At 72.8% G+C, this 13,624-nt stretch carries 14 protein-coding genes; 4 read left to right on the plus strand and 10 right to left on the minus strand.

Annotation, left to right across the window (positions count from 1 at the left end):
* Positions 1-28 precede the first annotated feature (28 nt).
* The 9 genes from OG439_RS26010 to OG439_RS26050 all read right to left on the minus strand — a co-directional run bounded on the left by OG439_RS26010 (position 29) and on the right by OG439_RS26050 (position 8,528).
* On the minus strand, positions 29-1,048 hold the full coding sequence (locus OG439_RS26010; protein WP_326943457.1) for an NAD-dependent epimerase/dehydratase family protein: 1,020 nt from the start codon (positions 1,046-1,048) through the stop codon (positions 29-31).
* A gap of 68 nt (positions 1,049-1,116) precedes the next feature.
* Positions 1,117-2,295 carry an acyl-CoA dehydrogenase family protein gene (locus OG439_RS26015; protein ID WP_442792221.1) on the minus strand — a complete coding sequence of 393 codons (1,179 nt, stop codon included), beginning with the start codon at positions 2,293-2,295 and terminating at the stop codon, positions 1,117-1,119.
* Between the two features lie 382 nt (positions 2,296-2,677).
* Positions 2,678-3,826 (minus strand): nucleotide disphospho-sugar-binding domain-containing protein, encoded by a 1,149-nt coding sequence (locus OG439_RS26020; protein WP_326943458.1) that lies wholly within the window; start codon positions 3,824-3,826, stop codon positions 2,678-2,680.
* A 185-nt stretch (positions 3,827-4,011) separates the two neighbouring features.
* Complete coding sequence (gene aroF / locus OG439_RS26025; RefSeq protein WP_247055480.1) at positions 4,012-5,040, minus strand: 3-deoxy-7-phosphoheptulonate synthase; 1,029 nt, start codon at positions 5,038-5,040, stop codon at positions 4,012-4,014.
* A 144-nt stretch (positions 5,041-5,184) separates the two neighbouring features.
* Complete coding sequence (locus OG439_RS26030) at positions 5,185-5,736, minus strand: carboxymuconolactone decarboxylase family protein (RefSeq protein WP_326943459.1); 552 nt, start codon at positions 5,734-5,736, stop codon at positions 5,185-5,187.
* Positions 5,708-6,160 carry a DUF6187 family protein gene (locus OG439_RS26035; protein WP_326943460.1) on the minus strand — a complete coding sequence of 151 codons (453 nt, stop codon included), beginning with the start codon at positions 6,158-6,160 and terminating at the stop codon, positions 5,708-5,710. The genes OG439_RS26030 and OG439_RS26035 overlap by 29 nt, the downstream gene beginning before the upstream one ends.
* Complete coding sequence (locus OG439_RS26040) at positions 6,150-7,460, minus strand: NAD(P)-binding protein (RefSeq protein ID WP_326943461.1); 1,311 nt, start codon at positions 7,458-7,460, stop codon at positions 6,150-6,152. Before OG439_RS26040 ends, OG439_RS26035 begins: the two co-directional genes overlap by 11 nt.
* A gap of 28 nt (positions 7,461-7,488) precedes the next feature.
* Complete coding sequence (locus OG439_RS26045; protein WP_326951620.1) at positions 7,489-7,974, minus strand: DUF6423 family protein; 486 nt, start codon at positions 7,972-7,974, stop codon at positions 7,489-7,491.
* Between the two features lie 221 nt (positions 7,975-8,195).
* Complete coding sequence (locus OG439_RS26050; RefSeq protein ID WP_326943462.1) at positions 8,196-8,528, minus strand: DUF6235 family protein; 333 nt, start codon at positions 8,526-8,528, stop codon at positions 8,196-8,198.
* 297 nt (positions 8,529-8,825) lie between these two features.
* On the opposite strand from OG439_RS26050, the gene OG439_RS26055 reads away from it, so the two are divergent.
* Genes OG439_RS26055 through OG439_RS26070 form a run of 4 tightly spaced genes read left to right on the plus strand, consistent with a single transcriptional unit; the run spans position 8,826 to position 12,913 of the window.
* The gene (locus OG439_RS26055) at positions 8,826-9,269 is read left to right on the plus strand and encodes an SgcJ/EcaC family oxidoreductase (RefSeq protein ID WP_326943463.1); all 444 of its coding nucleotides are present in this window, start codon (positions 8,826-8,828) and stop codon (positions 9,267-9,269) included.
* A complete protein-coding gene (locus OG439_RS26060; protein ID WP_326943464.1) occupies positions 9,266-10,645 on the plus strand; it encodes a cytochrome P450 in 1,380 nt (459 codons plus the stop codon). Before OG439_RS26055 ends, OG439_RS26060 begins: the two co-directional genes overlap by 4 nt.
* A 28-nt stretch (positions 10,646-10,673) precedes the next feature.
* On the plus strand, positions 10,674-11,876 hold the full coding sequence (locus OG439_RS26065) for a class I SAM-dependent methyltransferase (protein ID WP_326943465.1): 1,203 nt from the start codon (positions 10,674-10,676) through the stop codon (positions 11,874-11,876).
* Positions 11,873-12,913: a carboxymuconolactone decarboxylase family protein gene (locus OG439_RS26070; RefSeq protein ID WP_326943466.1), complete on the plus strand. Its 1,041-nt coding sequence runs from the start codon at positions 11,873-11,875 to the stop codon at positions 12,911-12,913. The genes OG439_RS26065 and OG439_RS26070 overlap by 4 nt, the downstream gene beginning before the upstream one ends.
* Positions 12,914-13,421: 508 nt before the next feature.
* Here the strand turns inward: OG439_RS26070 and OG439_RS26075 are convergent.
* The gene (locus OG439_RS26075) at positions 13,422-13,607 is read right to left on the minus strand and encodes a DUF6222 family protein (RefSeq protein ID WP_247055501.1); all 186 of its coding nucleotides are present in this window, start codon (positions 13,605-13,607) and stop codon (positions 13,422-13,424) included.
* Between the last annotated feature and the right edge of the window lie 17 nt (positions 13,608-13,624).

The raw sequence follows: 13,624 nt of genomic DNA on the forward strand, positions 1-13,624 counted from the left end.
CACGCGGAGACCGCGCGCTCCACGTCCCTCAAGCCGCGCGCAATCCCTCGGCTGCCGCAGCTCCCGCAGCTCGGACTGGGAGCAGGCCCTCGCCGTGTAGCCAGCGGATCGTGTCGACCAGCGTCTCCGCCAGCGGGCGGCCCGGTTGGCCGGGCACCTGGGCCGCGCAGGCGCACGTGTAGATCGCGCCGTACTCGGCCGGGATGTGCCACGGCCATGCCCGTTGCGCCCAGTCCACCAGCGCGCCCAGCGGCAGCATCGCCCGGGCCGGTAGGTGGATCGCGGGTAGGGCCCGGCCCGTCACCTCTCGCAGCGTGGCCATGAACTCGCGGGTGCTCACGTACCGTCCGGGGCCGAAGTGGCGGCCGCCTGCCGGGCCGGTGCCCGTGATCAACGTCGCGTGGAGGGCTGCTGTGTCGCGGACGTCGCCCATCGGGAGGCCGCCCGTCGGCCAGATCGGCATCAAGTGGCGCAACGTGTTGCGGAGCCGCGTCACCTGGTCGCCCAGCTTGGGGTCGTGGGGGCCCAGCAGCGCCGGTGGGTAGGTGATCGTCAGCGGGACTCCCGCCTTCTGGTGAGCGCGGGCCACTGACTCCGCCGCGGCCTTCGCCGCCAGGTACCTCTCGCGGGGACGGCCGACCGGGGAATCCGCGTCCAGGACCTTGCCGGGGGACGGCAGCAGCGCTCCGAAGCTGGAGACGTACACGATCCGGCCGATTCCGGCTCGGCGGGCCGTTTCCAGGACCCGCTCCGTGCCGGCGACGTTCGTCCGGGCCAGTTCGTGGCGTGCGCGGCTGTCGAACGAATACACCGATGCCGCGTGCAGAACGGCGTCCGTTCCACGGACCAGGCGGTCCACGCTGAAGCGGTCCAGGACGTTGCCGGTGACGACGTCCACGTTTCCCGCGTCCACGCCTAGGGGTGCCAGCGCACGCTCCACTGCGGACTCGTCGCGGACGAGGAGGCGGACGCGGTGGCCCGCCCGCAGGACGGCCGCCGCCGAGTGGGCGCCCACGTATCCCGTGCCGCCCGTGATGCCTACCAACATCGGACCTCCAGGAAGCGGAACGGGGCCGCTGCCCGCGGATGCGGGTAGCGGCCCCGTCTCGACCGGGACTAGACGTACAGCGTGTTGGGCTCCAGGCCGCACAGGACGCGGCCGTACAGCTCGAAGTTCGTGTTCGGGTGCATCAGCGCGTGCTGGTTGACCGCGAGGATGTCGCGGTTGATGCGCTGGATCGGGATTCCCTTGTAGATGGACGTCCCGCCGCTGGCGTTGGCGAGGATCCCGATGGCCTCCTTGGACAGCTGGATCACGCTGCCGACGTCGGCACGGGTGCGGGCCCGCTCCTCCAGCTTCCACTCGGTGCCCTCTTCGGACTTGCGGTCCACGAGCTCACCCGCGCGCCAGGCGTGGAACGCGGCCTGGTCGAGCTTGAGCGTCGCCTCTGCCACCTGGAAGTGGGTGATCGGGGCCTCGCGCTGGCTCTCGTAGTTCGTGTACGTGATCTTGCGGTCGGGCAGGCGGTCCAGGAAGACGTCCATGGCCCCCTTGGCCATGCCGACGATCGCGCCCGTCGAGGACGCCGCCGCGACCGGCATCAGCGGGGGGCGGTAGATCGGGGAGTCCGCGTTGCGCTGGGACGCGCCCTGGCCGGACAGCACCACCGGCAGCGGGAGCACCCGCTCCTGCGGGACGAACAAGTCCTTCGCGAACGTGCTGACGCTGCCGGTGCCGCGCAGGCCCGCGGTGTCCCAGTCGTCCACGATCAGCAGGTCCGACATCGGCACGAGCGCCGTCACCGGGTACGGCTCACCGTCCGGCGGGATCAGGATCGCGATGATCTCCTGCCACTGCGCGTGGTGGGCACCGCTGATGAAGCCCCACTTGCCGTTCACGACGATGCCGCCGTCAACCGGCGTGGCCATCGCGGTCGGGCTCAGCGTGCCGCAGATGCGCGTGTCCGGGGTCGAGAACACCTCTTCCTGGACGTCGTCCGGGAACTGGCACGCCATCCAGGTCGGGATCCAGTACACCGACGCGACCCAGGCGGTCGAGCCGCAGCCGCGGCCGAGCTCGGTGGCGACCTCGGTGATCGTCCGGGTGTCCGCTTCGTACCCGCCGAAGTGCTTGGGGCGACGCAGCTTGAAGACCCCGGCGTCGGCCAGCGCCTCGATCGTTTCCTCGGGCAGCCGCCGGTTCTCCTCGGCCGACGCCGCGCGGCTGCGCAGCGACGGGAGCAGGTCCGACACCTTGCGCACGATTTCCTCGCGCGTCGGGATCGTGGTGGCCAAGATATCCTCCAAAAGGGAGCGGACGAGAAGGAACACCAGTCGCGCGAAACCGGGCCGGCGTCCGGAAAACTTCCCCTTCCAGGCTGCCCCCGGGGACCCGGTTCGCGCATCTCCTCGTTTGCGCCGGGCCCGCCCGGACCTCCAAGATTCTTGCGGCCGAAGGGAATTCACCCTTCGGCTCCCCGATGTCCCGGCGTGAACGGGATTGTCATCCTGGTCGGCAGGCGGTCGCGGCTCGGCACCGACGCCGGAACAGCCGGGAATCCGTGGGGCGCCTGCGAGTTCACGGCGTGCGGCGCGGAAGGTGGACCGCCTATCCGGGAGGGCAGGAGGCGGTGACTCCGCTGGCAACTCTGGATTGCTCTTGTTCACCGGAAGCGCGTCATGCGGCGTTCAGCCGGCGTGCGGGACCCGCCAGGGCCGTCAGGTCGACCGCCACGGCGGCCAGGGACGGCTGAGTCGCGATCTCCGTGGCGATCGCGGCCGCGGCCTGCTGGAACGCCGGCCTCTCGAGCAGCTCGGCGCAGCGGTCGGCCACCACGGCCGGGTCCGCCTCGCCCGGCGGCAGGCTCAGGCCGGCGCCCGACAACACTACGGCCGCCGCGTTGTCCAGCTGGTCGTCGAACACCGGTAGTACCAGCTGGGGCGTGCCCACTCCGAGGGCCGTCAGGGATGTGCCCTGGCCGCCGTGGTGGACGGTGACGTCGCACGCCCGGAGCACGTGGGACAGCGGTAGCCGGCCGGCGTGGGTCACCACTGCGGGCAGCGGGGGCCAGGCGGCGACGACCTCGTCCTCGACCGCCACCACCACCTCGACGTCGAGGCGGGCCAGCGCGTGCAGCATCGGCATGACGACCTCCGCTCCCCCGCCCGGACCGAACCGGGGCAGCACGGTGCCCAGGGTGAGGCAGATCCGTGGCCGCTTCCGCGGCTGCCACACCCAGTCGGGCACCCGGGCCTGGCCGTCGTACGGCACGTTGCGCATCCGGCGCTGGCGCACGGCGTGCGAGCGGCGCAGGCTCGGCGGCCACGGGTTCAGCACCGTCATCGGCGGTGGTGCGGCGGCCACGCCCAGGCGGTCCAGGTGCGGCTCGAGCTCGTCCTCCGCCGCGATGCGGTACTCGCGCAACAGCGGGATGCCCCACTGCAGCTCGACCGCGGGTACGCCGGCCGCCGCGGCGGCCACCGGGCCCGCCGCCTCCGCCCGCTCGCCGAGCACCAGGTCCGGCCGCCACGAGTCTACAATGGACAGAAGGCCCGGCAGGTTGCGCGCGGCGTTGCGGCCGAACACCCGGCCGTTGCCGTAGCGCCGCGCGGACAGCCGGTCGGTCGCGCCGCCGACCGCGAGGCCGGCGAAGTCCGCCGCGGGGCCGCACGAGGCGGCGGGGAGCCCGGCCCGCAGCACCTCGGGGACGAAGTCGTCGGCGACGGCCACCAGTACGTCGTGGCCGAGACCGCGAAACGTCCACGCCAGGGGGACGAGCGGGTAGAAATGCCCGCACAGGGCCGCGGACGTGAGCAGTACTCGCATGCGTGTCTCCCCGTCGAGCCGCCGAGATGTGCCTGCCCGACACTAGGAACGGTTGGCACACCGGCACATCTCCGCCGCTGCTGCGTGCTCGCAACGCCGGAGATGCTCCCCCTCCGTGGCGAAGCGATGGGTCGCCGGTGCGCAATCCCTTGGGGGACCTGACATCCGGACGCGCCCGGGTCCGCTCAGCCGGCGCTGCGGGTCCGCCACGCCGGCGACTGCCGGCCCAGCACCGCGGCGAGGTCTTCCAGGGAGCTCTGCAGGATCCGCAGGTCTTCGGCGACGAGGGCCTGCGGGCCGTCGCAGAGTGCCTGCTCCGGGTGGGGGTGGCAGTCGACGAGCACGCCGTCCGCGCCGACCGCGACCGCCGCGCGCGACAGGGGCAGCACGAGGTCGCGCCGCCCGCCGGAGTGCGACGGGTCGACCATCACCGGCAGGTGCGAAAGCCGCTGGACCACCGGCACGGCGGAGATGTCGAGGGTGTTGCGGGTCGCGGTCTCGAACGTGCGGATCCCCCGCTCGCACAGCACGATGTCGAGGTTGCCGCGCTGGGCGATGTACTCGGCCGCCATCAGCCATTCCTCGATGCTCGCGCTCATGCCGCGCTTGAGCAGCACCGGCTTGCCGGCCTCGCCGACCGCTTGCAGCAGTCCGAAGTTCTGCATGTTCCGGGTGCCGATCTGCAGCATGTCCGCGTACCGGGCGACCATCGGGACGTCGTGCGCGGAGACCACCTCGGTGACCACCGGGAGACCGGTCTCGGCCCGCACGTCGGCCAGGATCTTCAGCCCCAGCTCGCCGAGGCCCTGGAAGGCGTAGGGCGACGTGCGCGGCTTGAACGCGCCGCCGCGCAGCAAGGTCGCGCCCGCGGCCTGCGCCATCCGCGCCGCTTCCAGCGTCTGCTCCGGGGTTTCCACCGCGCACGGCCCGGCGATCAGGGTCACCGTGTCCGGGCCGATCGGCACGCCGCGGACGTACACGGTGGACCGTTGCGGGTGGTGCTCCAGGCTCACCAGCTTGAACTTGGCGGAGATGCGGGTGACGCTGTGGACGCCCGGCATCGCGCCGATGTTGAGCGTTTCGAAGCGGTGGACGTCGCCGACGAGCCCGACGACCACCCGGCTCACGCCGCGGCTGACGAAGGCTTCGCCGCCCGCGGCCGCCACCCGGTCGACGATTTCCTCGACGTCATTTTCCGTGGCATCGGCAGCCATCACGACGACCATGATTCCGCACCTTCCGCCGGCCGCGACCACCGTGGCGGTGGCCCGAGGAACCGAGCATCCGGCAGGGCGGCCGCTAGCTGCGTCTCCACGGTTGCGCACCCGCCGTCGTGCTCGATTCCGGCGGCCCGCGGCTCAGCTCTCCGCGGCGAGCACCTTCCCCAAGCCCGCGTAGCCGACTTCGTGCAGCCGCCGGCCCGACACCTCGGCGTAGGCCGCGTCGGCGCGCAGCCCCACGCCCTCGACCATCCGGTTCATGAAGTTGAACAGCGCGCACACGAGGACCGCGTCGTGCAGCGCGCGCTCGTCCCAGCCGGCGGCGAACACGGCTTCGGCGTCGGCCTCGGTCACCCGGGACGGCGTGCGGGTCAGCTTGCCGGCGTAGGCGAGCACCGGCCGCATCTTCTCGTCGACGGGCGCGGAGTCGAGGTCCTGCACCGCGGCGGCGAGCAGCCCTTCGGGGACGCCGAACGCCTCCGCGGTGACCGTGTGGATGCCGTGGCAGTAGTCGCAGCCGTTGAGGCCCGAGACGTACGCCGCGATCAGCTCCCGCTCCCCCGGGGTGAAGGGGGACTCGGCCCGCATCACCTGCTCGTGCAGGTCCAGCAGCGGCCCGGCGGGGCCGGGGTAGGCCCGGAACACGTCCAGCAGGGCGGTCTCAGCCGGCAGGGCCTTCAAGTGGGACATCGGGTTCTCCTCGTTCGTCGGCGAGCCGGTCGACCTCCCGGCGACGCAGCGTGCAGGCGGTCAGGTAGCTGATGGAGGCCGGTCCGGCGCCGGGGACGGCGGCGGCGACGTGCGCGGCGGTCTCGGCCCAGGCGCGCCGCGGGGAAGCCGGGTTCGCCGCGACGGGCAGGCTCGCGAGGGACGCCCGGACCGCGCGCCAGCGGGCCCGCCCGGCCGCGATCAGGTCGGCGTAACGGGGACCGGCCACCTCGTGCCGGGCCTGGTCGACGGCCTGGGTGACCAGCGCCGTGTCGTCGTCGGCCAGCCGGGCGGACCCGACGCCGGCCAGCAGCCGCTCCGCGTCGAGGCCGAGCAGGATGACGCCCACCTCGGTGCCGTCCGGGTCGTCGATCGAGGCCAGCGCGAACCGGAGGTCATCGGGCACCGGCCACCGCCGGGACGAGGCCGTGGCGCAGGCCGTGCGCGATCGACGCGGCCACCCGCGCGGTCGCCACCCGGTGGCCGTCGATGTTGCGCGCGGCCGGGCCGAACACCAGTCCGGCCGCCGCGCCCACCACCGACACGCGCGGGGCGCGGGTGTAGCGGAGCGTCCGCTCGTCCAGGTCCGGCCAGCCGTCGCGCTCGCCCACGACCGCCGACGGCAGCAGACCGCTGCCGATCGACGGGGTCGTGCCCAGCGCCAGCACGGCGGTGTCCGCCTTGATCGTCCGGCCGCTCTCCAGCCGGCAGACCACGCCCGCGTCGACTTCCTTGACCGCTTCGCCGCGGTGCACGACCAGCCGTCCGTCGGCTTCGGCCCGCTGCAGCAGGGGCCGGAACTCGAACATGATGGAGGCCCGCCGGAAGCGGCGCATCAGGTCCAGCCGCCCGGCCCGGTCGACGCCGTCGAAGCGCGCCCGGCCCTCCGGGCGGAAGAACGAGGAGTTGACGTCGGCGCACTGGTAGTGCTCACCGGCCTCGCGGACCACCCAGTGCACCTGCCGGCCCGCCTCGAGCGCGCCGGCGATCAGGTGCGCCGCGGTGAGCCCGGCGCCGACCACGACCTGGCTCTGCCCGCCCGGCGCCACCGGTTCGTCCCAATAGGACACTCCGGCGGGCGGCCGGCCGCCACCCCACCAGGCTTCGGGCGCCGGACGCCGTTCTTCGCCGAGGCAGAGCACGGCGTGCCGGGCGGTCACGGTGAACCGGTTCGCGCGCACGGTCACCGCGTCGTCGGTCGGCAGCACCTCGCGCACCGATCCCGGCCAGGTGTTCTCCACGACGTGGTGGCTGGTGGCCAGGTGGTCGCAGTAGGCCTCGAAGACGTCGACCGGCACGACCGAGCGGTGCCCCGCCTGGGCCATCCGGACCTCGCGCCGCTCGGTGGCGCTCAGGCGCGCCCAGTGCAGCCGCGCGAAGTCCAGCAGCTCGCAGTCGCGGTACCCCTCGACGCCGGGGTGGTGCTCGTACGGCGAGCGGAGGACCCGCTGGCCCAGCCGGTCGATCCGGTCGAAGAACCGGCCGCACGGGCGGCCGTCCCGGTCGATGATCACGACGTCGCGCACGCCGTGGTGCCACAGCGCGGACGCGACCGCGAGCCCGGCCGGGCCCGCGCCGACGATGACGACTTCGGCGGAGTTCGCCGGCCCCTCGCGCCGGTCGCGGACGGCCGGGCGCGGCAGCCGCGGCCAGTCACGCCCGCGCGGCGACTCGAGCAGGTGCGGCTCCGGCACGAACTTGATCATGACGCACTCACAGCCGCGCCCGCCGGGCTCAACCGACGACGGTGATCGGCACGATCAGCTCGATCACCGGACGCTGCTGCATCCCGTCGCTGACCAGCTGGCTCAGCATCGCTTCCGACTGCTCGGCGCTGTCGGAGGCGATCGGGCTGTAACGGGAGTAGAAGTACCCCGGCTTGCGACCGTTCGTCTCCATCGAATACATCTTGAGCACCGCTTCGCCCGGGCGGACCTCACCGTCGTAGAAGGTGAGGCGGCGCTGGTCCGGCGTCATGAAGCTCTTCGCGAACTGCGGGGACATCACCGCGGTCCCGGGGTCGTCGACGAACGTCGAGTCCTCGTCGAGCACGGCCTGCATGGCCACCCAGGTGCGGTCGGTCAGGTTCGTCTCGGCCTTGATCACCTGCCAGCGGCCCGGCTCCGGCAGGGTGACGCTGATCGAGACGTCGTGGTCGGTCGTGTCGATGGCGCCGGTGATCATCAGGACGCGGCGGCCGAGATCGGCCGTTCCGGTCATCTGGATGTCACGAGCCCGCACGCGTCCGTGGACATCCAGTCCGGGCAACTCGGGTGACGACATGGTCCGTCCTCCTTTTAACCAAGGATCCCCCAGAATGCGGACCGACCCGCAAACAAGAAAAGGCTTTCACACGCCGAGAGACGCTGTCAAGGTGAGGAATACATCCACAGCGCGTGACGCCCGGCCGCCGGGCGGCGGGCGGCGCTAGGCCGTTCGGCCTAGCCGCCGTCCGGGCTGCTGGGCTCCTCCACGGGCGGCCCGACCTCACCGCCGAGACCGGCTGCTTCGCTGTCCGGCAGGCCGACGTAGCGAATCGCGAACGAGGAGTCCGCGCGCCGCAGCAGGACCTTGAGGACCAGATCGGGTCGCACCGCGACCACGAAAATACCGCGGTCCCCGGGATCGCCGAAAATGTCGTAAATGAGGAATGCGGAACCGTCGCCGACGGCGAACAATGCTTCGTACATGACATTTCGCTGGGCCTGTGACGCCGATTCGGCCCACTTGTCGAGCAGTTCGGTTCCCTCGATGAGCTGGAGGCGCATCGCCATCCGCCGGCCTCCCAACCAAACGTCCGCGGGGTTACCCGAGACGGGTAGCGGGCCCCGGCCCGTGCCGGGCCGTGCTGACACCCCGGCCCAAACAGCTTCCAGTTTGCCCCGGGACACCCGCCGGGCTCATCTCCGAACTTGCGCTGCGGCGCCCGGGCGGGCCCGGCACCGCCGCACTGCGGGAGACGTGGGCGGGCGGTGCGCGGTGCGAACGTGGACGAGTGACCGGGAAGCCGCGCCGTCCGGCCGGTTTCCCGTGCCCGCCGCCGTCCCGCCGTTCGCCCGAAAGGAAGCGCCATGACGACCACCGAGGTGCCGGCCGCCGACCAGGCGGCCATCGGAGTCATCCCCCAGCGGCTCCTCGCGGCCTGGGCGCACCAGGACGCCGCGTCGATCGCCGACCTGTTCACCGAGGACGGCACGCTGATCCTGCCCGGCGTCTTCCGCCAGGGCCGTCAGGACATCAAGGAGTACTTCGCCGAGGCCTTCGAGGGCCCGTACGCCGGCACCCAGGTCGTCGGCAAGCCGATCGGCCTGCGCTTCCTCGGCCCCGACGTCGCGCTGCTGCTGTCGTCCGGCGGCGTGCTGGCGGCCGGTGAGACCGAGGTGTCGGCCGCGCAGGCGATCCGCTCGTCCTGGCTGGCCGTGCGGACCGAGGGCCAGTGGCGGCTCGCGGCCTACCAGAACAGCACCTCGAAGCAAGGCCTGCCCACGCCCGGCTCGACCGCCCCGACGGCATGACCGGCAGCCCCCGCCGCGTTCCCCCGGGACCGCCGCGCCGGGCCGCCCCCGGGATCCTGCGCAAGCTCCGCTCGGACCGGATCGGCCTGATGAGCGAGGCCGTCCGCGAATACGGTGACGCGGTGCGGGTGTCGATCGGCCCGAAGACGCTCTACATCTTCAACCACCCCGACCACGCCAAGCACGTGCTCGCGGACAACGCGGCCAACTACCACAAGGGCATCGGCTACACCGAGGCCAAGCGGGCGCTGGGCGACGGGCTGCTGACGTCGGAAGGCGCGCTGTGGAAGGAACAGCGGCGCACCATCCAGCCGGTGTTCCAGCACAAGCGGATCGCCGCGCAGGCCGACGTGATCATCGACGAGGCCCTCAGCCTGGTCGAGCGCCTCACCGCCCACCGGGACTCCGGCGCGCCGGTGGACGTGCTGTCCGAGATCACCGCGCTGACCCTCGGCGTGCTCGGCAGCACCCTGCTGGACACCGACCTCAGCGCGTTCGACGCGGTCGAGCACTCCTTCGAGGCCGTGCAGGACCAGGCCATGTTCGAGATGGAGACGCTGGGCATGGTGCCGCGGTGGCTCCCGCTCAAGGGGCAGCGGGCGTTCCGCGCCGGCCGCGACCACCTCCAGCACGTCGTCGGGCTCCTCGTGGAGCAGCGGAAGGCCCGGCCGTCCGCGACCGGCGACGACGTGCTGACCCGGCTCATCGCCTCCACCGCCAAGGAATCCGACAAACGGGTCGCCGACCGCCGCATGCGCGACGAATTGGTGACGCTGCTGCTGGCCGGGCACGAGACGACGGCCAGCACCGTCGGCTGGACGCTGGACCTGGTGAGCAGGCACCCGGAGGTCCGGGAGCGGCTGCACGAGGAGGCGGTGGCGGTCTACGGCGACCGTCGCCCGGCCTACGAGGACCTGACCCGGCTGCGCTACACGCACATGGTGCTGCAGGAGGCCATGCGGCTGTTCCCGCCGGTGTGGATCCTGCCGCGCCGGGCGCTGGCCGACGACGAGGTCGGCGGGTACCACGTGCCCGCGGGCTCGGAAGTGCTGATCTGCCCGTACATCCTGCACCGGCACCCGCGGTACTGGCCTGAGCCGGACCGGTTCCTCCCGGAGCGGTTCGACCCGGACGTGACGTCGGATCGCCCGCGCTACGCGCACATCCCGTTCGGCGCCGGTCCCCGGTTCTGCGTCGGCAACCACCTGGGGATGATGGAGGCCACCTTCATCATCTCCACGCTGATGCGCGACCTGCGGTTCGACACCGTGCCCGGGTTCGCGGTCAAGCCGGAGCCGATGATGTCGCTGCGCCTCGGCGGCGGGCTGCCCCTGACCGTCCACTCGTTCCCGGACCTCGGCCGTGCCGCGGCCTGACCGCCGGACATCGCGAAAGTGAGTGAACATGACTGAGCAGGCGGAGAACGGCTACGGCCGGCCCGAAGACCACCCGAAGGCGGCGGAGTTCGCGAAGCTGCGAGCCGCCATCGCCGACGAGGGCGTCCGGGAACACTTCCCGTTCCGCTTCCTGGCGGCCAACGAGACGTTCGCCCGCCTCGTCGACGCCACCGCCCACCGGATCCTCTCCGCGATCGGCGCCCTGCCGACCGCCTCCGGAACCTCGGTCCCGCAGGCCAAGCAGGAGCTGTCGATCCCGTGGCGCCGGACGATCCCGTTGCACTTCCTGTACGAAAAGCTGTCGGACTCGGGGATCTTCGCCCGGGAAGGCGGCCGGTACGTGCCCGGCACGGTGGCCGTCCCGTCGTTCGACGACGTCGCCGCCGAGCTCGCCGCGCGCGAGCCGGGTGCCGCCGTCGCCGTCGAGATCCTGCGGACGCTCGTCGACGAGGCGAAGACGTTCTTCGCCGGCGAAGCGACCGGTGACGAGATCCTCTTCGCGCCCGCGCAGCTTCCGTTGTGGCTGAAGTACTTCTCCAACGACAACCTGCTGTACTCGATCAACAACAAGGTCGGCGCGGAGGCGCTGAGCCGCCTCGTGCCGGCGGCGGGCGGCCCGTTCGAGATCCTCGAGATCGGCGGCGGCTGCGGCAGCGGCGCCGAGCAGGTGCTCCGCACGCTCGGTACCGACGTCACGCGCTACCGGTTCACCGAGGTCGCCGAGACGTTCGCCCGGCACGGCGAGAAGGCGGCCGCGGCCGCCGCGTCGCCGTCGACGACGGTCGAGTCGGCCCGCATCGACATGACGCTGCCTTGGGAGGCGCAGGGGGTCGAGCCCGGCACGTTCGACGCCGTGTACGCGGTCAACTGCTTCCACGTGGCGCCCGACCTCGACTTCGTCGTCGCCGAGGCGGCGAAGGCGCTGAAGCCGGGCGGCGCGGTCGTGGTGTCCGAATGCGTGCGGCCGACGAAGCTCGCCCGGCCCATCCACGCCGAGATCATCTTCGACTTCCTTGACAGCTTCACCGACGTCATCACCGACCCGGTGAAGCGGCCGACGCACGGCTTCCTCACCCCCGCCGCCTGGCGGGCCACGTTCGAGGCGGCCGGGCTCGGCGACGTGACGGTCCTGCCCGACGTGGACGCCATCGCCGAGCAGTACCCGGACTTCGTGGTGGGCGCCGTGATCGCGCGCGCGAGCACCCGATGATCGCCGGTCTCGTCCGCTTCGCCGTGCGCAAGTCCCTGCGCGACACCCGGCACGTCGGCGTGGTGCCCCGGCGCCGGGCCCGCGGCCTGGTGGCCGCGGTCTACCGGCAGGTGGAGCAGGACTTCGGGATGCTCGCGCCGCCGACGGCGCTGCACTCCGCGGCGCCGGAGTCGATGGCCGCGGCCTGGCTGATCCTGCGGGAGACGCTGCTGGTGCCCGGCCCGGCCGGCCGCGCGGCCAAGGAGGCGGTGGCCACCGGGGTGTCGGCGGCCAACAGCTGCCCGTACTGCGTGGACGTGCACGGCATGACGCTCGCCGCGATCCCGGACGGCCCCGGCGAGTCCGGCGGCTCCGAACGGGCGGCGCTCGAAGCGTGGGCCCGCGCGTCGGCGACCACGACGGCGCCCGCGCCGCCGTTCCCGCCCGCGCACGCGCCCGAGCTGATCGGCGTCGCCGTGGCGTTCCAGTACTACAACCGCATGGTGAACGTGTACCTCCGGGATTCGCCGTTCCCCGCGCACGTCCCCGAGTCCGCCAAGCCGCAGGCGCGGCGGGTGCTCGGCGGCGTGCTGCGGCCCCCGGCGACGTCGGGACCGCGGCCGGGAGCGTCACTGGAGCTGCTCCCGGCCGCTCCGGCACCGGAGGACCTGGGCTGGGCGCGCGGGAACCCGGTGATCGCCGACGCGTTCGCCCGCGCCTACGCCGTGGCCGAAGCGGCGGGTGCCCGTTCGGTGCCCGCCGGCGTCCGCGCGCTGGTGCGGGAGCGGCTGGCCGCCTGGGACGGGCAGGCGCCGGGGCTCAGCCGGTCCTGGCTCGACGAGGCGGTCGCCGGGCTCGCCGAGGCCGACCGGCCGGCCGGTCGGCTGGCGCTGGCCACGGCGCTGGCGTCCTACCAGGTCGACGAGGGGCTCGTCGAGGCGTTCCGCCGCACCGCGCCCGGCGACGACACCCTGATCGAGCTGACCGCGTGGGCCGGGATGGCCGCGGCCCGCCGGGTCAGCAGCCTGCTCGCCGGAGCCGTCGCCGACCACGCGTGACCCTGCGTAGAAAGAAGGCCTCCCCACCCGAAAGGGCGGGGAGGCCTTCTTTGTTGCGTGGAACCCTTGCGCCCGCGGCATTTCCGCTTGGTCGCGATGGGAGCAGCGCGGACGAGAACGGCCGACACACCGGCAGGCAGGTTCGCTGTCGACGCCGCGTGCCGTGGTGGCCACGCCGGGCGGTGTGCCGGCCGTTCTCGTTGCCGTGCCGGCCGTTGCGGGCGGTGTGCCGGGATGTCGTACCACCGACTCGGCGAGGCCGGCACGATTCGTGCCGGCCTCGCCGGATGTCCTGTGGGCTGTCCGCGGGACCACACGCCGGAAACCCGAACGGCTACGGCGGAAGGATCCGCCGTAGCCGTTCGAGCTATCACCGGTGCGCCGTCGGTCACCGCGAGACCCGGCGCCCGTCAAGGGGACGAAGCCGGGGCCGGCGCGGACACCGTCGCTGAGGGGTCGGTGTCCCGCCGGGCCCGGCTTCGTGGCGCGAGGCCGTCCGGGGAACCGCTTACGCGGCCTCGCCCAGCCGCTCCTCGAGGTCACGCTCCATCTCGGCGACGACGTCCGACCAGACGATGCCCCGGCCGAGCCGCGGCATCGGCCGCACGGTCAGGTCGACCGGCGCTTCCACCGGCTCGACGTACCGCGAAGTGGCCGCGGCGGCGTCCGTGCGACCCGTGTTGTTGGCAGTCATGACTTTCCCTCTCCTTC

Origin of the sequence: Amycolatopsis sp. NBC_01307, from assembly GCF_035975215.1 — a bacterium.
In the GTDB taxonomy this organism is placed as follows: Bacteria; Actinomycetota; Actinomycetes; order Mycobacteriales; family Pseudonocardiaceae; genus Amycolatopsis.